This is a genomic window from Pseudomonas profundi, assembly GCF_008638305.1.
Taxonomy (GTDB): domain Bacteria; phylum Pseudomonadota; class Gammaproteobacteria; order Pseudomonadales; family Pseudomonadaceae; genus Halopseudomonas; species Halopseudomonas profundi.
This window is the reverse complement of the sequence record NZ_VTPZ01000006.1, coordinates 1-21,709: the sequence shown is the minus strand read 5'-3', so window position 1 is coordinate 21,709 and position 21,709 is coordinate 1. Positions and strand designations below refer to the sequence as shown.

The following is a 21,709-nucleotide window of genomic DNA, read 5'->3' as shown; positions in this document are numbered from 1 at the left end:
ATAAGCGGCACCTGCGCCATGCTGCTGCAGGGTTAGCGGGCAGCGCCAGTCAGGCACTGCCACACTGGACCAGGCGGTCTCTGCCGCCTTATTCAGAGAGACGGAACGTGATATAGCTGGCCCGTCCCTGACGAATGACACGCATCGAAACAGAGCGATTGGTGGGCAGCTTGTCAGCCAGATCCTCGAACTTTTCAGCCGAATCAACTGGCTGATTATCGAGACTGGTGATGATATCGCCGGGGCGTAGCCCGACCATCGCACCCGGCCCCTGGCGTACCTCGCGCACCACCACACCCGACTCGACACCAGTGTTCTGCTTCTGCTGTTCAGTCAGGTCAGTTACCATCAAACCGAGTCGGTTAGCTGCGGTTGCAGCCCCGCCCGGCGTACCGGATGAAGATGCAGCTGCCATCTCTTCGTCGTCAGGCAATGCCCCGATAGTCATCTCCAACGTCTGGCGCTTCTTGTCACGCATGATAACCAATTCGGCCTGCTCGCCAGGACGAACCCTGCCCACAGCATGCGGCAGATCAGAAGACAGGATGATTTCCTGGCCATTGAATTCAAGTATCACGTCTCCAGCCTGTAACCCGCCCTCTTCTGCGGGGCCTTCCGGCATCACCTGGGCGACCAGTGCGCCAGCAGGCTTGCGCAAGCCAAAGGATTCGGCGAGGTCCTTGTTAACCTCCTGAATGATTACACCCAGCCAGCCACGGCGCACGGTTCCATCGTTCTTCAGCTGCTCGGCGACATCCATCGCTACGTCGATCGGAATGGCAAAGGACAACCCCATGAAACCGCCCGAACGAGTGAAGATCTGAGAGTTGATCCCCACGACTTCACCGTCGAGATTGAACAGCGGCCCACCCGAATTGCCGGGGTTGATAGCAACATCTGTCTGCAGGAACGGAACATAACTCTCGTTCGGCAGGCTTCGCCCTTTCGCACTGACAATGCCAGCGGTAACCGAATAATCGAAACCAAAGGGAGAACCGATAGCGAGTACCCAGTCACCTGGGCGGATATCCGCTGACTTGCCAATCCGCACCACAGGGAGATCCTCACCCGCGTCGATTTTGAGCAGTGCCAGATCGGAACGGGGGTCGGCACCAATCAGCTCCGCTTCGACCTCACGACGATCCGATAGCCGCACAAAAATTTCATCGGCTCCGTCAACCACATGGTTGTTGGTGAGCACGTAGCCATCTTTTGAAGTGATAAAGCCGGAGCCAAGCGATTGGGGCGCCTGGCGTTGTTGCGGTGCTTGCTGAGGGATACCCCGTTCGAAAAACTCGCGAAACAGTGGTGGGAGCCCTTCAAGATCCGGCATGCCGGGCGGCATGCCAGCCGCTCTGGCAGGGGCCGTCTGGCGGGTACTGATATTTACTACCGCAGGTGAGGCTTCTTCAACCAGGTCTGCGAAATCTGGCAAGTTCTGCGCCATCAGGGTGGACTGCCAGGACATCAGTAGCGTTCCGGCCGCGGCTAGTAGCCAGCGTTGCGCGATCGACATATGAACCAACTCCCATTAATAAGAACTCGGTAGATTGTTCAAGAAAAATCTGAAGGGATCAACTCTGCGCAACAGTCGACCGCTGAGGTCTTAAAACGCGGGGCTGCAGTGATTGATCAGTGACGCTGCGACGAGCATGCCAGCGCACTGCGCCGAAACCCGCAACCAGGCCCATGAACGCAGCGGCAATAGTCGAGAGCTCGCTGACACTAAGCGCGCTTGCCAGCGAACCGGACGTGAACAAACCAGCCAGGGGTACTACGTAAACCCATAGGGAGCCGCGCACCACAGCATCTTCCGGAATGCCAATGATGATTTCGTCGCCTACCTGATAGTCGCGATCAGAAATAACCCGGATGAAACCTTGCCGAGCGCCCGAACCAAGCCGCTGCAATAGCGCCTGCCCGCAACCGGCCCGAGCCTGACAGGAGCCACAAGTGCTGCGGCGGACGGTCTCGACCCATACGGCGCCGTCTTCCACACTCAGAACCCGCCCCTGTTCTTCTATCATGGTGCCTGCACACCCTGCTCGGGCACTAGCGAGCCTACAATCCGTTCAGCGGTCGAGGGTGGAATCTCTCCAACTACAGTCGCCAGAAAAGGACCTTCAGCGAGATTCAGCTTCCGGCTTACCGCAACCGTGGGTCCGAGTTGGGCACGCAGGTCTTCGGCTTGATGTTCGTCGCTCAAGGATTCGATGAACAACGTGAAACGTGCCAAGCCATCGGTGTAGACCTGACTGACAATCTGACCGTCGCCCTCATTCAGCAGCTGCGCTTGCTGGCCTTCGGTGAACCCGGGCGGTAACCATGTCGGCTGCCACTGATTATCCGGAACCATACTTTCGGCTTCGGTGGCAGCAAGTTCCAGACACGCATCGCCAGCTGCAAACTCGCCAGATGCAGCTGGATCAAGCTCGAAGGTAGCGAACTGGAAGCGCTCCAGCAGCGCTTGCCGCTCGTTCACCATCAGTGACTTGAGCAGCAACCCTGTATCCGAATCCAGATAGAATTCATAAGCATAGCGGTGCGAATCGCGCGGTCTGACAGCGACTACCGTCACTGGTCTGGATGCTACGCGGGTCGAGCCAAGCACCTGCAGCTCGTACCATTCTTCCAGCAGTTCTGGCTGCCTGATGGTTTGCGAGGCTTCCTGACTGGCGATAACCGGGCCGCCACTGGTCGAACAGATCAGCTTACCGTTCCGACGCAGCCACTCCTGGTATTCGCCATCAGTCTGAACCAGGCGCTCGGTCGTGGTTTCATCATCGACCTGACGCCAGATTTCATGAGTGGTGAAACTACCGGTTCGCTCATAAACGAAGGCGCCGTGAAAACTTTCGTTTCCGGCTGCCTCCGTCATGCGTGTCAACCAGTTCTGGGCTTCCCCTGCCATCGCCACAGGTGCTCCGAGGAGCATGACGAACAACCAACAGGACCGCCTATGGACGCTCCCCCTGGACAACACTATTTGTCATCCAGGCTCGCCGCGCGGGCATAAGGGACCGGACTCGGCGTAGCAGCCTGGGTGCCTTGTTCCGCATGTTTGCGAAGATAGTTGCTGATCCGTTGCTCATGCCAATCGGATGGCGCAGCAGCGTCGGACGAAGCCGGGAAACCAGCCAGAACCGCACTGCCGGACTGTCTGGCCGCCGGGACAGCAGCAGGAGCCGGTGCAGCTTCCTGAGCCGGACGCTCAGCCACGATAGTCGGCTCGCCAGGCACATTATCCTGGTTGACCATCTTCACGCCAACCAGCACTGCCAGCGTGACCGATGCGGCAACAGCCAGCTTACCCATGTTCTGCCAGATGGCGGAGGGCTGGGAAGACGCAGTCGGAGCCGGCTCATTAGCCAGGGCGGCAGCAATACCGGCGGACAGATCCACCTTGCCCTGCCATGGCTCTTTATGCATTGCAGCCCGGGCGATCTGATAGCGCTCCCATGTATCGCGCACAGCAGGCTCCTGCTCTGTCGCCTGGAGTACACGACGTAATTCAAGCTCTCCGGCTTCGCCATCCATGATTGCGGAGAGAGACTCCTGCAAGGATTCGCTTCTCATTGGTGTACCTCTACTAAAGGCCCAGAGGGCTCGCTGCGTTAACCCTATTACCTGCTTCATGCTTCAAGCAGGGGCTTGAGGGCTTTGTCGATTGCCTCACGTGCCCGGAAAATACGCGATCTAACAGTACCAACCGGGCATTCCATCACAGCGGCAATATCTTCGTAACTCAAACCCTCAAACTCGCGCAGGGTCAGAGCTGTTCTCAAATCATCCGGCAACTGCTGCAGCGTTCGATTGACAACCTGTTCAATCTCATTGCGAAGCAGGTCCCGCTCCGGTGAGTGAATATCCTTGAGGGCACTGTCCCCCTCGTAGTATTCAGCATCCTCGGCTGCGATGTCCGAATCAGGCGGACGTCGGCCTCGAGCCACCAGGTAATTCTTCGCAGTGTTAATTGCGATCCTATATAACCATGTATAGAACGCGCTATCGCCGCGAAAGTTCGCCAAGGCTCGATAAGCCTTGATAAAGGCCTCTTGCGCCACGTCCTGCGCTTCATGCGTATCGTGAACAAACCGAGTAACCAACGCCAAGATCTTGTGCTGATATTTCAGTACCAGCAAATCAAATGCCCGTTTATCACCCTTTTGAACCCGTTCGACCAACTGCTGGTCTGTCTGTTCAGCCATTCCCAGGCTCTCCGTTGCGAACAGGTACCTGTCGCGCCCTGTTGTGATAGACCCGCAATGTAGCCAAAAGTTCTCCCCTTATCAGGTTCAGCAATAGGAACAATAGGAGGGAAAAAAGTTCCGTTCAGTGCTCTGGTTGGCAGTTTCTCTCCAGCAGCGCAACCATACAGGAAAGTATTGCATGGCAGGCAGCTTCTATATACTGGCCCGGTTATGTGCTTCGCACCCTCTGACACACTGATCTGACACGAGTTCGAGATGACGCCTGAACTAAAATACGATGTACTGGTTATCGGCAGCGGCGCCGCCGGCTTGACCCTCGCCTTGCATCTGGCCGCGCACCTGCGCGTCGCAGTATTGAGCAAAGGCCAACTCTCGGAAGGCTCGACCTACTGGGCCCAGGGCGGCGTGGCGGGCGTACTGGATGACACTGACACCGTAGACGCCCATGTCCAGGATACCCTCGATGCAGGAGGCGGGCTGTGCCACGAAGCAGCCGTCAGACACATCGTCGGCCATAGCCGCGAAGCAATCGGCTGGCTGATCGACCAGGGCGTACCCTTTACCCGCGAGAGAGGTGAAGACGGCAATGAGACCGACGACTTCCACCTGACCCGCGAGGGTGGCCATAGTCACCGACGGATCATCCATGCTGCGGACGCTACCGGCGCCGCGATATTCACCACCCTGCTCCGCCGGGCTCAGGCGCACGGCAACATCGAACTGTTGGAAAATCGCGTCGCCGTTGATCTCATCACCTCCGAAAAAATCAACCGGCCCGGCAACCGTTGCCTGGGGGCCTATATCCTCAATAGCCAGACCGGCCGGGTCGAGACATTCAATGCGCGCTTCACCGTGCTTGCCACAGGCGGCGCCAGCAAGGTGTATCTCTACTCCAGCAATCCCGACGCGGCGTCAGGGGATGGTATCGCCATGGCATGGCGCGCAGGTTGCCGCGTTGCCAACATGGAGTTCAATCAATTCCATCCGACCTGTTTATACCATCCACAGGCGAAAAGCTTTCTGGTAACCGAAGCGTTACGTGGCGAAGGAGCCTTTCTCAAGCTTCCCGACGGCAGTCGTTTCATGCCGCGCTTTGACAAGCGTGCGGAACTGGCACCGCGTGATATCGTCGCCCGCGCCATTGATCATGAAATGAAACGTCTGGGCGTTGATTGCGTATATCTGGATATCAGCCACAAGCCTGCCGAATTCATTCGCAGCCACTTCCCTACCGTGCATGATCGTTGCCTGGAGTTCGGCATAGATATTACCCGCGAGCCCATTCCGGTGGTTCCCGCCGCGCATTATACCTGCGGCGGGGTGATGGTCGACCACGCCGGACGGACCGACCGGGACAACCTTTATGCTATCGGCGAGGCCAGCTTTACCGGTCTCCATGGCGCAAACCGGATGGCGAGCAATTCATTGCTTGAATGCATCGTGTATGGCCGGTCCGCCGCGCAGGACATACTGGACAACCTGGCCAGCACGCGCATGCCAGAAAGCCTGCCGCCCTGGGACGAAAGCCAGGTCACCGACTCTGATGAAGACGTCATCATCTCGCACAACTGGGACGAGTTGCGGCGCTTCATGTGGGATTACGTGGGCATTGTCCGTACGACGAAACGCCTGCAGCGGGCCAAGCACCGCGTGGACATGCTGCTGGCCGAGATACACGAGTTCTATAGCAACTACCGGGTCAGCCGGGATCTGCTGGAGTTGCGCAACCTGGCTGTGGTGGCCGACCTGATCATCCGCTCTGCCATTGAGCGCAGGGAAAGTCGTGGCCTGCACTACACGCTGGACTACCCCAGCCTGCTTCCGGAAGCTCTGGACACTATTCTGCAGCCGCCCAGCGTTGACGACTGAAACGCAGCCTCAGTCTGAGCCGGCGCAGCGCGTCTTCGGGGGCTGAGTCAGTCGGCAGGATGACTGAGACTGGCAACCATCGACCCGGCTCGCGCAACCGCACCACCACCAGAAAAGCGCTGACAAAGGTATCGGGTTGCAGGCTTGCGCCAGCCTCCGAACCGTCGCGACGCAGTACGTGCCAGCCATGACTGTCAAAGCGCAGCCCGGTCACCGAATGAGCGTGCTGCAAACTGATCTGGCGCGGCCACACCCACCAGCAGTAAGCCAGTACTGCTGCCGCAGACAGCCCGGCGTACACCCCCGGGAGACTGCTGCGATAAAGCGCCATCACTGCCAACAGCGACATGACCAGGAGCACCCCACCGAGAAGACGGGAGGGCTGACGTTTAAGCATGAGAAAATCACTTGGGCTGGACACGATCCAATATCATCCTCACGATGCGTTTGAGATCCGCGTCTTCCGGCTCGCTGCGCTGCATGAACCAGCCAAACATATCCTGGTCCTCGCATTCGAGCAGCATCCGATAACGCTCTTTATCCGCGGCTTCCAGATCGCGGTAGGCTTCTTCAAGAAAAGGCAGAAGCAGTACATCCAGTTCGAGCATGCCGCGGCGGCTGTGCCAGTACAAACGCTTAAATTCCACTTCGGCCGACATCGACATCTCCATAACAGGTTTGAAAGCTTCTTTAGGTTCGGGTTCATTATAGCCGCAAGTCGCATCTGCAGTCGCACCGACAGACTGACAAATAGCCCCGCCTGATCCTATGATGTAACAGGCCAATTCACCGACATTTGGAATCCCATGACCCAGGCAAATGACCTTCACTCCTTCCTGTCTGACCGGTTTCCTCGGCAGGCAGACGCCGAATCGGACGGGACCACCGTTACGTGGCTTGCGCACCAGGGCGTCATGAGCGTCCGCGGCGCTGATCCGAGAAAATTCCTGCAAGGGCAGGTGACCTGCGACCTCGACAAGGTTACCGCTGACGTGAGTACGCTTGGCGCGCGTTGCAACCCCAAAGGCCGCATGCAATCAAGCTTTCGTCTGCTCAACTCAGGCGAGGACGAGTTTCTGCTGTGTATGAACCGCGAGCTGGTGTCCAGCCAGGTCAGCGAGCTAAGCAAGTACGCGGTGTTTTTCAAGACAGCGCTGACCGACGCCACCGCCGACTGGGTTGGCCTTGGCCTATGGGGGCCCGACGCGCAAGAGGCGCTGCGCACCGCCAATCTTGCAGTGCCCGGCCGCAGCAATGAGGTAGCACACACCGGCCGCACCCTGGTGGTCCGGCTGGCCGAAGACGCCTTCGAGATCTGGCTGTCCGCCGCTGAAGCTCAGCCGACCCTGGACAGCCTGTGCCAGAGCGCTACACCGGCAGCCACTGAAGCATGGCAAGTGCGCCAGATCCGCGCGGGGATCGGCGAGGTAACCCAATCCACCTACGAAAGCTTCATTCCGCAGATGCTCAATTTGCAACAGCTGGGCGGTGTCAGCTTCCGCAAGGGCTGTTATACCGGACAGGAAATCGTCGCGCGCATGCAGTATCTGGGCAAACTCAAACGCCGCATGTATCGACTGCTACTGGCTGGCGACGCACCACCTCCTCCAGGCACACCTATTGTCGACCGGGATAACGGCAAACTGCTTGGCGAGGTAGTCGTCGCCGCGCGCAGCAACCATATTGTAGAAATGCTGGCCGTCCTGCAGAAGGATGCGGCACAATTGACCACGATGAGCGTGGCAGACAGTGGCGGCCCCTTGCTTACCATGGCGGATCTCCCCTATGAGTCCGAACTGATAGCCAGCGAAGCCGAAAGGGAAAATTGACAAGGGATTTTGTGATGACAGATCTGGCTGAACGGGTGCAAACCCAACTGATGGACGCTATCGACAGGGACCAGCTGGTTCTGCCAACCCTACCCGAGGTTGCCTTGCGCGTCCGGGAAGCTGCAGAAGATCCAGACGTATCCATTCCAGCGCTGGTGCAGGAAATCAGCAATGACGCAGCCTTGAGTGCGCGTCTGATCAAGGTGGTCAATAGTCCACTGCTGCGCACTCGACAGGAAATAACCGACCTGTCCATGGCCGTCAACCGAATGGGCATCAGCTATACCGCCAACCTGGCCACCGGTCTGGCCATGGCGCAAATGTTCCAGGCCACCTCGGATGTCATCGACCAGAAGATGCGGCTGGTCTGGACCCGCAGCCTGGAAGTTGCAGGCATCAGTCACGTGCTGTGTCGTCATTACACGCGGCTCAAACCCGACCAGGCAACACTCGGCGGACTGGTGCACCAGATCGGCGTGCTGCCCATACTCAGCTATGCCGAGGAGCATGATGAACTGCTGCGTGACCCAGCGAGCCTGGATCTGGTCATCGAGCGCCTGCATCCTCTGCTCGGCGATCGTATTCTCGACGCCTGGGACTTTCCCCTGCCGCTGCGCCGCATCCCTTCGCAGCATCTGGATTTTCAGCGTGATTCCGAAGCAACCGACTACGCCGACATCATCCAGGTAGCAATGCTGCAAAGCCTGAGCGGGACAGACCATCCGTTCACCGAGATGGATTGGAACAGCCTGCCCTCCTTTACCAAGCTGGGACTGACGCAGAGCGAAGGCGAAGACGAGGATCTGTCCGCGGAGATGGAAGCCGCGATGCAGCTTCTGGCCTGATATGGTTGGCATTGGCAGTTCGAGGACTGCCAATGTTTAGCGGGGCTGGCCCAGTCCCGATACCTAGCGGTTGGTCCATTGCGGCGGGCGCTTGTCGAGAAAGGCGTTGATGCCCTCGAGTGTATCCTCAGCGTCGAACAGATCAACAAAGCGCTCACGCTCCTCTGTGAGCATACTGTTCATTGGCCGATGGCGTGCGCCCTGGATCAGCTGCTTGCAATGTCGCACCGCCAACGGACTTTGCCGCGCAACCTGAGCCGCCAGCCGCAGCGCAGTGGTCACCGCCTGCCCTTCCTCAACCACTTCCTCAACCAGCCCTATCCGTTCGGCTTTCACGCCATCGACTCGCTCACCGCAGAGGATCATGCGCTTGGCCCAGCCCTCGCCTACCAGCCAGGACAATGCCTGAGTACCACCCGCACAGGGCAACAGGCCGACCCCGGCTTCCGGCAGGCCGAGTTGGGCCTGGCGTTCGGCGATACGAATATCGCAGGCCAGCGCGCACTCCAAACCGCCACCCAGCGCATAACCATTGATGGCTGCGATGGTCACACCTGAAAAATCCCGTAGCGCTTCGAATGCCTGACCAAACAGCCGGGCCAGCATCCTCGCCCTGGCCTTGTCACCCTCGGCAAACAATTTGAGATCGGCGCCCGCCGAGAAGAACTGATTGCCCCGCCCGGTAAGCACCACGGCATAAATTTCAGGATCGTGATTGAGATGGTCAACAAGCTCATAGAGGCCGTGCAGCGTATCTGAATCCCAGGTGTGGGCAGGCGGGTTATCGATGGTCACCAGCGCTGTGTGCCCGACTTTCTGCACGACCAGCTTGTCTGTGCGAGGAACCAAGGCGGTGTAGGGTTGAGGTACGTGCTCCATAACAATCTCCTCTCTGGCGGGCCGGCACATGGGCCACCTGTCTACTGAAAACGACCTGTCAGGGAGTCGACCCGCAGTCGGGCAGAGTCCAATCAACGGGATGACGGCCATGTTCCTGCAGATACCCGTTGGCAGCGGAAAAATGACCGTTACCTATGAAACCACGGTGCGCAGACAGGGGTGAAGGATGAGCCGAGGTCAATACCAGATGTCTGGATGCATCGATCTGCGCGCCCTTCTTCTGCGCATACGCTCCCCACAACATGAATACCAGATTCTCGCACTGTTCGTTAAGCACTTCGATTATGCGGGTCGTCAAACGTTCCCAGCCGCGCTTGGCGTGCGAGCCGGCCAGGCTGTGTTCAACAGTCAGTACTGCATTAAGCAGAAGCACGCCCTGTCCGGCCCAGCTTTCCAGACAACCATGCCGGGGTGGAATCAACCCAAGGTCGCGTTCAATCTCCTTGAAGATATTCTTCAAGGAGGGCGGTGGGGGTATACCCGGCGGCACTGAAAAGGACAGGCCATGCGCCTGGCCCGGGCCGTGATAGGGATCCTGACTTATGTAGACGGCTAACTGTTATATCGAAGAAATGTTAGAATTGAGCTTCATACGCTCGCTAGATCCCTGCGTACCAAGCCTGCTGAATATTTAAAAAACAACGCTTTTGAGCACTGGACTCTCACAGCTATCCTTCTGGAACGGAAGCGGCAATCTAGGCTGGTCGGTCGCACTAGCGTACCGGCTCCCCCGACTGAACGAGACTGCTCGACATGAAAACGATTCGAGAACAGAAATGGGCGACCACCGCGAAACGCGGGTGTGATGCGTGCCGTTGCGGCTCCACCGCAGGCGACCACCTGGAATTCGCTACGCTGCAGGCCGATTGGGGTCCGTCTTCTCAACATGACGGCGAAAAATACGAGGTGCGGCTATGCGAAAGCTGTTTCTTTGGAACATTAGGCTATGTCAAGCAGCTACGGCGCTCGCATGTCATGTTCGAGGATGACTACGACCCTAGCGCAGACGCCCGCTTGGGTTTGATAGTTGAGAACGGCAACCACGATGAGGACAAAACATGACGATGCCCGACGAACGAACCCGCTCCATTATTCAAACCAGAGAGTTTCTAATCGCTTTGCATCAAAATAAATCTTTGCCCGAAAGCGTACGTGATCAAGCTTATCGCTTACTACGGCATTATCCGACTGCTGAAGAGGTTTTACTCGCCGGGAAAAAAGAAGAATCGCGCGGAGAAGGTCTTATGGGCCGCTTCCTCAGTTCGAGCTTCGACTAGCAGTCTGCAACTCTGAGACGGTGACAGCAAGAGCGGTGGCGCAAGGTGAGGACCCAAGTAATACGATACAGCGTTTCGACTGGAGTGGCCTTGTGCAGTGACCGTCATCTCGCGCCCTCCTTTAGTCCCGTGTCGCTTATAGCTAAGCATGAGACCGTTACGATAATCTAAAACGTATGCTGCGCCGGCTCACCCGAATAAACGAGATCTAACCATGAGCATTGTCTCGGTTTCCCTTCACCAATCGCCGCGACCATCCGGAACCCGGCATCCCTTACGAACACAAGCGTGCACTGGAGACGGAGTTCGCCATCAAAGATGGCGTCGGAGACTTCTGCAGTGGTCGCTTCGAAGACGAGCCTTACTCTCTCTAAAGGGGAATCGTGACCTTCGAATGTAATACCATGCGAGCCTCTGTTTCCATTCGAAATGGGACATCCATCATGAATGACCAACCTGGTGTAGCTGACGACGATGCCTAGCGAACGTACTCGCTCGGTTCTTCAAACACGCGAGTTCTTAATAGCGTTGCGATGCAACGAAGCTGTGTCTGAAAGCATACGCAATGAGGCGAATCGCCTCCTCAGACATTATCCAACTACCGACGAAGTGTGGCGAGCAGCTCGCACCGAGGAACGCGACGATGGCGGGCTCGGAAGAAATTTTTTGAGCTCCAGCGTCGACTACAGCTGAATCCTGGGCGAGCTACGCTCATCAAAGCTAGTTGGCTGTACGAACCCAGCTTCCTCTGGTGCAGCCTCCTGCGGGTCTTTTTTGCGCTCAACACGTGCCCAAACCGGGTTTGTGGGTAATACCACGATACGAGCAAAGCAGCGGCAAGACTCTCCCAATAGTTGTTCAAAGGCGGAAAATGACACAAATTCCGCTGTTTTCTCTCTCAATAGCGCTTTGCATCATTGAGAGAGAGCGGCGAAATGTGGGTAAAACCACGAAGGGATATCAACCGAGGACCAGCGCCCAACGACATGTCGCTCTCACGAAACGAGTCCACATAGCCTCGCTCTCATCTGAAATAGTATCCCTTGAATCGCGCTCTATCACCTGTGTCATAAACGAGAGGCCGTTCGGAAGAAGTGACGTTTCGATTGTTGCAGTGGGATGAGCGAGCGCCGCGAACCATTTTCGGGCAGCGGCGCAGGTGTCTGCCATGGACCAGAATAAAAAAAGACATCGGGCAATTCGCGCCGGATGAGAAGCTAAACGAAATAGCTGCACTGGTCGGTTGAACTATCGGCCACGGTTCATCGCCATGGCTCGCTCTCGCGGCTCTCTTTCGGGCCGTCCGTCATTCGCCTTGGACTTCACAAATACGCTCGCGAAGCCTTTCCCAGTGGGGCTTGAGCTGCTTCTTGATTGAAGAGGAATTCATGGTCTTCGCGGCCCGGTAGCCGTACGAGATGAAATTTCTTCGGCCAAGGTACGAGTACCGCTTGTATAATTTCTTAAGAAACATCGGGCGGGGCGATTGCCCTCTGGCTGTCCGCTTGGCGTTAACCTTGTCCATGCGTTTCCCCGCCAGCCGAACACCTTTATTTACACGATCCTGATAACGAGCCAGTGACGATGAGCGTAGGTGGATATTGGTCCCGTCGAAAACAAAGCCCAAGTATTGAAGTGGACGATCGGTGCTTAACCCCTTGGCCGATCGAGTGAACTTGCATGTCTCCGTCTTTGCCTCTTGAATCTCCAGTCCAATGGCATTGACGCGCTGTTCTATTAGAATTTTTGCCTCTATTTCTTTCGCCAACGGAACTATCAGCAGCACGTCGTCGCAGTAGCGGTAGTAGGCGCCGCCGCAGGATTGAGCATAGCCGTGAATCTGCCCATCGAAACCCATCATGTACACATTGGATAGCAGAGCGCTGATGGGTGAGCCTTGCGGGATACCCTTTTTGACCTTATTGGTCTCGATCAGACCGCCATCACGGACCATGTCGCGAAATTCATGGGGCTCGCAGATTCGCTTACGGCCTTGCTTGGGATTGTTTTTTGAAAGCCCCAAAATGTCATAAACTTTCTCTCTGTAAACAAACGAATATTTGGTGAGGGAACGATACACCGCGTAGTGATCTTCGGGTAAGCGGCTGGAGCCTAAAAGTGTCTGCCAGGCAGTTTTCAGGTGCGCATGGTCTAGGTTGTCAAAGAAGCCCTTGATATCGATAGCGATGACACAGCAGGACTCTCGTGCTGTGATATCCAGGAACGCATCCCGCGCGAATTCAATATTGCTTTTGCCAAGAGACCGAAACGCTAGAACGGCAGAGGAAAAGGTGGCCTTTGCAAGGTGGGCCTCGTAGGCTTGGTTCAGCCGCTCGCAGTAGTACGAATAGATATGGCTGTCGACGTGCGCAGCGTAGGAGATCGGTCGTTCCTTGGGGTCTTTTCTAACGACCCTTCCAACGCTTTTGTCAAAAAACACTTTTTGTGTTTTCGCGACGTATCGAATGAACGGGTAAAAGGCATGCTGGGCAACAGTCTTACAATTGGAGACTATCTCTCGCGCAGCAGCTTGGTTGATCGGGCGGTCAAAGTGCAGATAGCTGCGAGACTTATACCAATTTTCCGACATCAATGTACTTCCTTGTTCGAGCCAACCGGCCAGGCACAGGATGGCGGCAATCCGAAGCCGCCTGGCCGGATAAACTCAAATGCTCCTCACATCATCCAATCGGTGTGGACCACCCCGACTTCGCCGCTATTGCTAGGATCGACGTATCATGTCAGCGTCACACTGGGAGTACCTATGAAGATAAGTATCCGAGGGCTGGTAGCCGCATTGCTGGTCATCTTAAGTGGTTATACCGGGGATGCAGCTTTATGGCTTGACAGCTTGTGATGCACCTTTGGATCTGTATCCAAAGCGTTCAAAGCTTAACACAAATCTAAGCCGAATCAGCACCATTCTTCGCTAGGACAGATAACGTTCCTAGAGCACCCTATGAGCTCGCCCCAAAATGTTTGTGCTCACGGGCGGCCACTGCTGTATTTGTTTCGTAGTCGCCAGCCTATAGGGTTTGGTAGAGCCTAATTTCTCAGTGTTCTAGCCGAGCCTGGTTTCGTCGACGCTCAACCTCTTCAGATCGTACGTTTCCGCAGCTGCCATTGTACCTGCCTACGTGCTGTGGAGATGATGTCAACAAAGAGCATAGTGGCGACATTGGCTTCCAAGTTTTGCGAGGGATAGTCTGCAGAGCGCCTACCACCTACGAGCAAAACTTTGATTGGCTTGCTGACATAATTAGAAAAATCATGCCTATAACCAGTAGCCTGTTGATAATCCTTGAGATTCAGCGAGTGGGAGGGTCTCTTGAATTCGATTAGCAGGTACTCTTCGTTGAGGTTTTCATTCAGTAGCAGATCTGGACGTTTGCTGGCTAGCTTGCCTCGATACTTCTTTGCAAGGTAATCCTCAACTTGCCTTTGCAGTGTCTGGTTTGAGCTGAATAGCGAGTACTCAGAGCCCAAGATCCATAAGTTGTGCTCGATGGCTCTGTGCATCGTCGCTTCTAACGTGCCGGAGGTTTCGGCTAAGTGTTCTATGTGATCGAGGAACGTGGAGCGAGCAGTAGCTTGCTCGACCAGAAACGCCATATCGGTCAAACCGAACTCATTGAGTGATTCGGCCAGTGTTGCTACATCGCCCCGCTGGGCGTCGGCAAGGTGCTCTACAACGATGCGATAATCGGATCGCTCAAGCGCCTCCAGCACAACAAAAACGATGGGTTCGACTTTGCTGGGCGGCTCGTCATAGTACTTTTCGAGAACTTTTTTTATGGCCCGATCTGCATAGTCGCGCTTAAACTCCGGCATCACGGCTAAGCGCTCATGAACTGCCTTATGGAGGCGAGCGTGAGCCATACGGATGTCCATACCATAAGTCTCGACGAATGCGGTTCTCAGCCTTTGTTGCACATATTCCGTGACCTGTCGGAATCCCTCGCTGTTTTCCACCACGGAGTCCCAACCTGCGGTGACGTAATCGCTTAGACCGTCGGCTTCGATTTCGCCGTACATTTTTCTCAGCAGTTTAGGTGGAAAATCCTCACACAGATCGAGACCAAAAAAGCTGGGCTTACCCACAGATTTTCCATCTACCATGAGAGTTATGCCAGGCTCGCGTAGACCAGTTTTGCCCTTGCTGATTGAGAAGCGAAGTGCGATATCACCCGCGTCAGGTAAGTTGGCCGCTTCTTCGGAGTAGGTCCCGTCCAGGTCATCAATAGCCAATGGTTTCCTATCAATGATGATGGTGAAATCCTTCTGCCGTCCGTACTCCTGAATCAGGATCTGGCGAAGTCTGTTTGCGTCTGGATACGACAGGCCTTGATGCAAGGACGATAAAGTGATGATCGTGCCGTGCTGGTTGTACGGACAAGTCTCTATTGTCGGGTAGATGGGTACATGCTCGATATCCGTTACCAGTTTCAGGTCGGCAAGACTCACGGTAAAGCTAACCTTGCTTCCGCGGGCATAGGTTTCGAGCGTCATGATGGAAGCTGCCATCAGGCCTGCGAATTTTCCCACTCCTTTGCGCCCCTTAATGGGCCGTTGCTTTCCAGCTGTGCGCTCTCCGCGTTTGATTCTACGATCCGAGGCAATCTTTAGATAATGACCACTCAGCTCCTGAGCTATCATGCCAGTTCCATCGTCCTCAATGATGATGGGGTCATCACTCATGGGCGACGGTAGAGTGACTATGACCTGCTCTGCGTCCGCGTCCCAAGCATTGTCGACCAATTCTTTAAGCGCTCTCTCAGTCGACGTATATTCCTGACTCAGCAAGGTTGCGATTCTTGTATCAACCTGGAACCGCAGTTCATCATTCATCTTTCTCACGTCCTTGTGCTTTGTCAACCTGCCGTATCCGACAGCACGGTCGCCTCTAGGCTACGTGCATAGTCTTTAAGCTGCTGCAAATAGAATGTGCGTGACGGATTCAAGGGTCAAGTATTGATGAGACCAAGGTCGCCGTTCCCGTTCGCAGTACCGGTTGATTTTGGAGAAGTTGTACCTTCCACCAGAAAATCAAGGATGCTTGAATTCGACATGTGAAAAAAGTATCCGCATCTGACCCAGCGCATGTAAAAACGCTGCAAGCCGTTGTCGGTGCTCAACATTCCCTGTCGGCTGACGGACAACGCTGATCATCGCTAAAGAGTGCATCGATAGCGGCTAGAACGTGTGTCGACCCGTTCTGATGCGTCTAGGGTTATGCCTAAAGCGCTTTGTGGACCGACGCCGCAATTCTTTGATGGGTGGATCTAGAGATATCAAGAGCCGAGAACAACTTGTCATATGCCTTTCGCAGTGCGGCAGAACTGGCGATAATCACCGGGCATTGCGACCTAGACGTACTGCCAGGGTCATAGGGATGTGTCGCAATCGCCTGGCCCCGCTCGACCTCGGCAATTCCACCTGGTACCGCCCGTGACGCCCGATCAGTTCATCTCCACCTGGAAAGACAACCCTTTGACCGAAAAGGGTGGTGCCCAAGCTCATTTCGAAGACCTCTGCACCATGCTGGGAGTCGAGCCGCCTCGCCTGCATGGTGAATATTGTTACGAGCAGGATCTGAAGAAGATGCACGGCGGCAAAGGCTTTGCCGATGTATGGAAGCGAGGCTGCTTTGCTTGGGAAAACAAGGGACCAGACAAGAATCTCGGCCCGGCGCTCATGCAACTGAAGAACTACGCAGGCGCGCTCGAAAACCCGCCGGTGCTGGTGGTCTGCAACCGTGAACGAATCGAAATCCATCCCTGTTTTACTGGGTATCCGAGCACACCACGCATCATCCGATTAGATGACATCGGCCAGCCGGAAAACCTACAAACTCTACGCTGGCTATTTTCCAGCGAAACCATCCACAAACTGCGCCCACTCAGGTCCAACGCAGCCATTACTACTGAAGCGGCCGGCCAGTTTGCAGCGGTCGCCGAAAATATGCGCAGTCGCGGTGTGGACAGCCAACAGGTTGCTCATTTTCTCATCCAGTGTATTTTCTGCATGTATGCCGAGGACGAGAGCCTGCTACATGAAGGCCCTAGCGACGAAACACGCATTTTTACTTCCATTTTGAAAAGCGCCCGCGACGATACGGAGCGAGCACGGAAACGCATCGGCGCCCTTTTCAGCGCCATGCAACAAGGTGGAGCCTATGGAAACGACGATATCGCGTGGTTCAACGGCGGTCTGTTCAAAGTCATCGACATACCGTCCCTGCACTCCGAGGACCTCGCTACCCTGCGCGACGCAGCGGAAAATCTCGACTGGCGTGCCATCGACCCGACCATATTCGGAACCCTTTTCGAACGCGGACTGAACCCTAAGGCACGTGCACCGCTGGGCGCACATTATACCGACGTCGAAACCATCCAAAAACTGATTCGCCCTCTGATCGTCGAACCTCTGGCCGCTGAGTGGGCGCAGATCAAGCCGCTGTTGCAGGATGTTCAGCGTAGGACAGAAACGCTCCAGGCTCAGGGAAAAAAGCTCACAAAAGCGGTCAAAGATGCTCATAAAGCGGCAATGAGTGCTTTTCTCAGCTACCTGGAGCGGTTAAGAAATTTCCGAGTTCTCGACCCTGCCTGTGGCTCCGGGAACTTTTTATACCTAGCAATGCATGCACTTAAGGATATGGAGCATGCCGCACAGATTGATGCTGAGCTCTTTGGATTCGGTCGACAGATTGGCATCGAGAGCGGCCCGGCCAATATTTTCGGACTGGAAATCAACGAGTACGCTGCAGAACTGGCTCGCGTCACCGTGTGGATCGGCGATATCCAGTGGAGCCAGCGCAACGGTCAACCGATCGCACGCAACCCTATCCTACGCTCGCTCGATGGTATTCTGAACTGCGATGCACTGATCGACGAAGGCGGCGGTGAAGCGCAATGGCCAGTCGCTGACGTGATAGTTGGGAATCCGCCTTTTCTTGGCGACCGCAAGATGATTCGCGAGCTTGGAGAAGATTACACCAAGACATTACGCAAACTATATGACGGTAAAGTTCCAGGTGGTGCCGATTTAGTCTGCTACTGGTTCCACAGGGCCCGCGAGCAAATCCTCACAGGCCAGGCCAGGCGAGCCGGACTGGTTTCCACCAACAGCATCCGCGGCGGTGCCAACCGCAAAGTACTGGATGCGATTACAGAAAATTTGATCATTTTCAACGCCTGGAGCGACGAGGGTTGGGTCAACGACGGCGCTTCGGTGCGCGTTTCGCTGGTGGCCTTTTCCGTCGAAGCGCCCAATGGCGAAGCATGGTTGAACGGACAACAGGTCGGGCGCATTAATGCAGATCTGACCGCCACCACTGACGCAGCCGACCTACTGGATCTGACCAAGGCTGCTCGTCTTTCAGAGAATGAACGCACGTCATTCATTGGCACACAAAAGAACGGCCCGTTCGATATCCCTGGAAGCACTGCTCGGGCCTGGCTATCCGAGCCAAACCCAAACGGCCGACCGAACAGTGATGTTGTTCGTCCCTGGGCAAATGGGATGGATATCACTCGGCGCTTTTCAGATACCTGGGTCGTTGACTTCGATAAGATGTCCGAGGAAGACGCGTCGTCATACGAGAAGCCATTTGAGCATGTTCTTGAGCACGTAAAGCCGACACGGGTGCATTTACGCCGAGATTGGCATCGTATTCATTGGTGGTGTCATGGCGATCCTCGCCCCGCAATGAAGCGGAACCTGAAGAACCTTACACGTTGCATCCTGTCGCCCCGAGTTTCGAAGCACCGGATATTCGCTTGGTTCTCGTCAGCAACCATCCCTGACTCTGCGGTTGTTGCTATAGCCAGATCCGACGACACAACCTTCGGCATCCTACACTCACGCTTCCATGAACTTTGGTCTTTAAGGCTTTGCAGTTACCTTGGCGTAGGTAACGACCCTCGTTACACACCCAGCAGCACTTTTGAAACCTTTCCCTTTCCTTCAGGCCTGACGCCGGCCGATACCAAAGGCCAGCCGGTGGTTGAAGGAAACCTGCTACTGCCGCCTGTCACAGTCGAGCATCTGCCGATTGCGGTGAATATCGCTAGCACAGCTCAGCGCCTGACTACTTTGCGCGATAATTGGCTGAATCCTACTGAGTGGGTGGAACACGTAGCTGAAGTGGTGGAGGGCTTCCCGAATCGCATCATTGCGAAGCCACAGCACGCTGCCGACCTGAAAAAGCGCACTTTGACCAACCTTTACAATATCCGCCCAGCCTGGCTCGATAACGCCCACAAGATACTAGACAAGGCCGTGGCCGAGGCATACGGCTGGACGGACTATTCATCTGAGATGAGCGACCAAGAGATCCTGCGCCGGCTGCTGGCACTCAACTTGGAGCGAAGCACGCCAGCCTGAAAGTAGGCTGTGGTACACCACCGCTAGTCCGATACCTGACGACTAGTTTGCAGCAACAAGGAGTCTGTATCGCCGGCTCTGCCCCTGACCCAGGACTTTTTCGTGGTTGTTATGGTTTTTTAGGGCTATGATGCCTTGTCCAAGCGCCCGCGGCGCGTGAGCAAAAACACTTGAGAAGTCTGCCTATGCGGTTTCTTCCCTTTTTGTAGCCACGCCGTCGGTTAGCCTAAGGCAGTGAGAGGCCCCAACCGGTCGGAAACAGGCCAGGCGACTGACCGCTTCTGAACCGGAAGCGGCCCGTCCTGAGTGAGCGCTTCGAACGGATCACTTTTTTCTCACAACGAAAGCTTGGATCAAGTTGGCCGGAGATGGCGCCTTTACTATCGCCCTAGTAAATTTCCTGACTATCTTCACAGCATTCATGTCACCACCGTTGTAAATCTCGACCTTGACGAACGTGGCGACGCTACCGTTCAATAAGTCGTCCTCTCCAAAGCCGATACCGTTATGGATTCTACATTCACCGTAAACTCACTAGGCTTAGACACTAGAGTCAAACTATCGCTTAGTACCTGGCAGTCGTCGTCCGAGCGTTTCCAGACGCTGACGCAGTCGCTTGTTGTCTTCGCTCAACGAAAGATTCTCCACGGCAATTTTTCTAAGATCCTCTTCTAGAGCCGTGACGCGAGCGGTCAACGCCTCTATCCGCTCCGTTGCCTTAACGAGTTTCTCTTGGTTGACATCTTTCGCTACCCGACGAGGACGGCCAACTAACTCTCTGACTATCTTCGCAAACTCCGGGTGGCTGTTATGAATCAACGAAGGAGAAACCTCAGCCTCCTCCGCTACCGCTGCGATAGATAATTTACGACCATCTTCCACAATACGAGCATGGCCCAGCTGGATCCGCTGCAGCGCAAGCTCTAACTCCTTGCGAGTGGAGTTTTTTGCACTCATACAGACGTACCCTCGGTCACTGGCTCATACTCACACCCGAGATCAGACAGAACCTTTTCTATTCGCTCAATGTCCCTCAGAACCCGCGACCGCCCACCAGGACCAATATCGTCGAGACCTAGCAGTTCGCCTTGCTGACGATGAAGGTTTTGCCATACAAGCTTTTGGGAGCCGTCCACAAGCCCTTCACTGCAACCTCCGCAGCGCGTCATCTCGTACAATCCTCGCCCGCCGCAGCTGCCCCAACCGTCCGAAAGACACCAGCTATGACCGGTACTACGAATACTCACCTGATCAGACAATACGGCAGCTAACGCACGACGATCTTTGAGAATTTTTACTTCTCTTTGCTGCCGGTACTCCTGAATCTGCGCTGCGCGACCTCCCGAGAGCGGTGTCGAATCATCGAGCCAGTGTTCTACTGTTGAAACCTTACGCCCCTTGACCTGCGTGAGCATCTCTTCATAAAGCTCCTGGTCCTGTTTTTGGTTACGGGCGTACAGCAAGGTCATATCAAGTGTCCAGTGCTTGTAGTGGTGCCTGAGGTACCGAAGGTCTCCCATAGCATTTTGCGCAACGAAGACTGCAAAGGTTCGCCTGAACTGGTGAGGATGAAGGTGCCACGAGAATTCTTTAGCGAATGCCAGAAGGCGAGTTCGCCAAGAGGTATCGATTGGACAAGCTCCTTTTTTTGAGGAACTTCTACCGATGAAGATACGTCTTTTATCCGCATGAATTCGTGAAGCCCTAACCATGAGCGTTCTACGCTCTTTCTCAGACAAGCCTGCGTCCGCGAGTTTGTCTCCAATTTCTCTTTCCTCAGCTTCCATCAGTTTGCGGACAGGATCGGCAATTCGCTCCTGAATGGAAACTGCACGCCCAACAATTGGCGGCACCATCCACTCCGTTAAGCTTTCGAACGTTTTATGGCTCTCCCCTCGTACCCAGCCAAAAGCCTCTCCGCTCTCCTGCGTCTCATAGTAGGCGCCTACCTCGATAGATGAAATTTCATGGCTCCTCATCCCTGAAAGCATTCCTATAACGAAAAAACAAGCGGTCGAAAGTTCGGTAAGGTCAAGAATTTCTCCTGGCTTAAACTCGCGATCCAACCCAGCTTTGACAAGCAATTCCTGTTGTTTCTTACTAATTGTGGCGCGGTGTTGCCCCTTCCCTTCCTCTGCTATCTTCCAAATTTCCTGGCGAACATCAAACCAATCTTCAGCACGCTCGAAAAGTCGTTCAGCCTTCTGAAACAAGGCCTGGGCAACTGATGATGGAATAATTTCCGTACTGGATGTTCGCGTATGCTTATATCGGCCGGATAATGTTACCGACGATTGCCCCGGCCAGGGATGGCAACGAAGTCCGTCTTCCAGACGATCGCTAAGAGCATGCTGAATCACACCGGGTTTTATGGAGGCCATTTCGTTTAAGTC

General features: G+C 55.3%; 19 protein-coding genes and 1 pseudogene. 7 read left to right on the top strand and 13 right to left on the bottom strand.

Features of this window, described 5'->3' with window-relative positions:
- Positions 1-88: 88 nt before the first annotated feature.
- From FZE95_RS09520 to rpoE, 5 genes are all read right to left on the bottom strand, one after another.
- Positions 89-1,516 (bottom strand): DegQ family serine endoprotease, encoded by a 1,428-nt coding sequence (locus FZE95_RS09520; RefSeq protein ID WP_150300652.1) that lies wholly within the window; start codon positions 1,514-1,516, stop codon positions 89-91.
- A 58-nt stretch (positions 1,517-1,574) separates the two neighbouring features.
- Positions 1,575-2,027, bottom strand: coding sequence for a SoxR reducing system RseC family protein (locus FZE95_RS09515; protein ID WP_150300651.1), 453 nt, complete (start codon positions 2,025-2,027; stop codon positions 1,575-1,577).
- Positions 2,024-2,911 (bottom strand): MucB/RseB C-terminal domain-containing protein, encoded by an 888-nt coding sequence (locus tag FZE95_RS09510; protein WP_190324539.1) that lies wholly within the window; start codon positions 2,909-2,911, stop codon positions 2,024-2,026. Before FZE95_RS09510 ends, FZE95_RS09515 begins: the two co-directional genes overlap by 4 nt.
- 71 nt (positions 2,912-2,982) lie before the next feature.
- On the bottom strand, positions 2,983-3,576 hold the full coding sequence (locus tag FZE95_RS09505) for a sigma-E factor negative regulatory protein (RefSeq protein WP_150300649.1): 594 nt from the start codon (positions 3,574-3,576) through the stop codon (positions 2,983-2,985).
- Positions 3,577-3,632: 56 nt separating this feature from the next.
- A complete protein-coding gene (gene rpoE / locus FZE95_RS09500; RefSeq protein ID WP_150300648.1) occupies positions 3,633-4,208 on the bottom strand; it encodes an RNA polymerase sigma factor RpoE in 576 nt (191 codons plus the stop codon).
- A gap of 258 nt (positions 4,209-4,466) precedes the next feature.
- Between rpoE and nadB the strand changes: the two genes are divergently transcribed.
- Positions 4,467-6,080, top strand: coding sequence for an L-aspartate oxidase (nadB, locus tag FZE95_RS09495; protein ID WP_150300647.1), 1,614 nt, complete (start codon positions 4,467-4,469; stop codon positions 6,078-6,080).
- On the opposite strand, the gene FZE95_RS09490 is transcribed toward nadB, so the two are convergent.
- Both FZE95_RS09490 and FZE95_RS09485 read right to left on the bottom strand, forming a co-directional pair.
- Entirely contained in the window at positions 6,049-6,477 is a 429-nt protein-coding gene (locus FZE95_RS09490; RefSeq protein ID WP_150300646.1) for a hypothetical protein, read from the bottom strand. The genes nadB and FZE95_RS09490 overlap by 32 nt on opposite strands.
- 7 nt (positions 6,478-6,484) lie before the next feature.
- Positions 6,485-6,739 (bottom strand): FAD assembly factor SdhE, encoded by a 255-nt coding sequence (locus FZE95_RS09485; RefSeq protein ID WP_150300645.1) that lies wholly within the window; start codon positions 6,737-6,739, stop codon positions 6,485-6,487.
- Between the two features lie 147 nt (positions 6,740-6,886).
- Between FZE95_RS09485 and ygfZ the strand changes: the two genes are divergently transcribed.
- Positions 6,887-7,909 carry a CAF17-like 4Fe-4S cluster assembly/insertion protein YgfZ gene (gene ygfZ / locus FZE95_RS09480; RefSeq protein WP_150300644.1) on the top strand — a complete coding sequence of 341 codons (1,023 nt, stop codon included), beginning with the start codon at positions 6,887-6,889 and terminating at the stop codon, positions 7,907-7,909.
- Positions 7,910-7,923: 14 nt separating this feature from the next.
- Positions 7,924-8,754 (top strand): HDOD domain-containing protein, encoded by an 831-nt coding sequence (locus FZE95_RS09475; protein WP_150300643.1) that lies wholly within the window; start codon positions 7,924-7,926, stop codon positions 8,752-8,754.
- 63 nt (positions 8,755-8,817) lie between these two features.
- Here the strand turns inward: FZE95_RS09475 and FZE95_RS09470 are convergent, their stop codons facing one another.
- Both FZE95_RS09470 and ung read right to left on the bottom strand, forming a co-directional pair.
- Positions 8,818-9,633, bottom strand: a complete 816-nt coding sequence (locus FZE95_RS09470; RefSeq protein WP_150300642.1) for an enoyl-CoA hydratase — start codon at positions 9,631-9,633, stop codon at positions 8,818-8,820.
- Positions 9,634-9,691: 58 nt separating this feature from the next.
- Positions 9,692-10,204, bottom strand: a pseudogene (gene ung / locus FZE95_RS09465) (uracil-DNA glycosylase); the annotation flags it as partial.
- Between the two features lie 203 nt (positions 10,205-10,407).
- Here ung and FZE95_RS09460 point away from each other — a divergent pair.
- The 3 genes from FZE95_RS09460 to FZE95_RS19965 all read left to right on the top strand — a co-directional run bounded on the left by FZE95_RS09460 (position 10,408) and on the right by FZE95_RS19965 (position 11,624).
- Positions 10,408-10,716 (top strand): hypothetical protein, encoded by a 309-nt coding sequence (locus FZE95_RS09460; RefSeq protein ID WP_150300640.1) that lies wholly within the window; start codon positions 10,408-10,410, stop codon positions 10,714-10,716.
- Positions 10,713-10,931, top strand: coding sequence for a BPSL0761 family protein (locus FZE95_RS09455; RefSeq protein ID WP_150300639.1), 219 nt, complete (start codon positions 10,713-10,715; stop codon positions 10,929-10,931). The genes FZE95_RS09460 and FZE95_RS09455 overlap by 4 nt, the downstream gene beginning before the upstream one ends.
- A 474-nt stretch (positions 10,932-11,405) precedes the next feature.
- On the top strand, positions 11,406-11,624 hold the full coding sequence (locus FZE95_RS19965; protein ID WP_150300638.1) for a BPSL0761 family protein: 219 nt from the start codon (positions 11,406-11,408) through the stop codon (positions 11,622-11,624).
- A gap of 613 nt (positions 11,625-12,237) precedes the next feature.
- On the opposite strand, the gene drt2 is transcribed toward FZE95_RS19965, so the two are convergent.
- Together drt2 and FZE95_RS09440 are read right to left on the bottom strand one after the other, a co-directional pair.
- Positions 12,238-13,521 carry an antiviral reverse transcriptase Drt2 gene (gene drt2, locus FZE95_RS09445; protein WP_150300637.1) on the bottom strand — a complete coding sequence of 428 codons (1,284 nt, stop codon included), beginning with the start codon at positions 13,519-13,521 and terminating at the stop codon, positions 12,238-12,240.
- Between the two features lie 506 nt (positions 13,522-14,027).
- A complete protein-coding gene (locus tag FZE95_RS09440) occupies positions 14,028-15,779 on the bottom strand; it encodes an ATP-binding protein (protein ID WP_150300636.1) in 1,752 nt (583 codons plus the stop codon).
- Positions 15,780-16,379: 600 nt separating this feature from the next.
- Between FZE95_RS09440 and FZE95_RS09435 the strand changes: the two genes are divergently transcribed.
- Complete coding sequence (locus FZE95_RS09435; RefSeq protein WP_150300635.1) at positions 16,380-19,316, top strand: class I SAM-dependent DNA methyltransferase; 2,937 nt, start codon at positions 16,380-16,382, stop codon at positions 19,314-19,316.
- A gap of 558 nt (positions 19,317-19,874) precedes the next feature.
- On the opposite strand, the gene FZE95_RS09430 is transcribed toward FZE95_RS09435, so the two are convergent.
- Positions 19,875-20,273: a TetR family transcriptional regulator gene (locus FZE95_RS09430; protein WP_150300634.1), complete on the bottom strand. Its 399-nt coding sequence runs from the start codon at positions 20,271-20,273 to the stop codon at positions 19,875-19,877.
- The coding region (locus FZE95_RS19600) for a site-specific integrase (protein WP_190324538.1) at positions 20,270-21,709 on the bottom strand (1,440 nt) is incomplete at its 5' end. The genes FZE95_RS09430 and FZE95_RS19600, both read right to left, overlap by 4 nt.

Excerpts from the sequence above, each read along its gene's own strand:
- FZE95_RS09520 (WP_150300652.1), bottom strand. The coding sequence starts at position 1,516 with ATGTCGATCGCGCAACGCTGGCTACTAGCCGCGGCCGGAACGCTACTG.
- FZE95_RS09515 (WP_150300651.1), bottom strand. The coding sequence starts at position 2,027 with ATGATAGAAGAACAGGGGCGGGTTCTGAGTGTGGAAGACGGCGCCGTA.
- FZE95_RS09510 (WP_190324539.1), bottom strand. The coding sequence starts at position 2,911 with ATGGCAGGGGAAGCCCAGAACTGGTTGACACGCATGACGGAGGCAGCC.
- FZE95_RS09505 (WP_150300649.1), bottom strand. The coding sequence starts at position 3,576 with ATGAGAAGCGAATCCTTGCAGGAGTCTCTCTCCGCAATCATGGATGGC.
- rpoE (WP_150300648.1), bottom strand. The coding sequence starts at position 4,208 with ATGGCTGAACAGACAGACCAGCAGTTGGTCGAACGGGTTCAAAAGGGT.
- nadB (WP_150300647.1), top strand. The coding sequence starts at position 4,467 with ATGACGCCTGAACTAAAATACGATGTACTGGTTATCGGCAGCGGCGCC.
- FZE95_RS09490 (WP_150300646.1), bottom strand. The coding sequence starts at position 6,477 with ATGCTTAAACGTCAGCCCTCCCGTCTTCTCGGTGGGGTGCTCCTGGTC.
- FZE95_RS09485 (WP_150300645.1), bottom strand. The coding sequence starts at position 6,739 with ATGTCGGCCGAAGTGGAATTTAAGCGTTTGTACTGGCACAGCCGCCGC.
- ygfZ (WP_150300644.1), top strand. The coding sequence starts at position 6,887 with ATGACCCAGGCAAATGACCTTCACTCCTTCCTGTCTGACCGGTTTCCT.
- FZE95_RS09475 (WP_150300643.1), top strand. The coding sequence starts at position 7,924 with ATGACAGATCTGGCTGAACGGGTGCAAACCCAACTGATGGACGCTATC.
- FZE95_RS09470 (WP_150300642.1), bottom strand. The coding sequence starts at position 9,633 with ATGGAGCACGTACCTCAACCCTACACCGCCTTGGTTCCTCGCACAGAC.
- FZE95_RS09460 (WP_150300640.1), top strand. The coding sequence starts at position 10,408 with ATGAAAACGATTCGAGAACAGAAATGGGCGACCACCGCGAAACGCGGG.
- FZE95_RS09455 (WP_150300639.1), top strand. The coding sequence starts at position 10,713 with ATGACGATGCCCGACGAACGAACCCGCTCCATTATTCAAACCAGAGAG.
- FZE95_RS19965 (WP_150300638.1), top strand. The coding sequence starts at position 11,406 with ATGCCTAGCGAACGTACTCGCTCGGTTCTTCAAACACGCGAGTTCTTA.
- drt2 (WP_150300637.1), bottom strand. The coding sequence starts at position 13,521 with ATGTCGGAAAATTGGTATAAGTCTCGCAGCTATCTGCACTTTGACCGC.
- FZE95_RS09440 (WP_150300636.1), bottom strand. The coding sequence starts at position 15,779 with ATGAATGATGAACTGCGGTTCCAGGTTGATACAAGAATCGCAACCTTG.
- FZE95_RS09430 (WP_150300634.1), bottom strand. The coding sequence starts at position 20,273 with ATGAGTGCAAAAAACTCCACTCGCAAGGAGTTAGAGCTTGCGCTGCAG.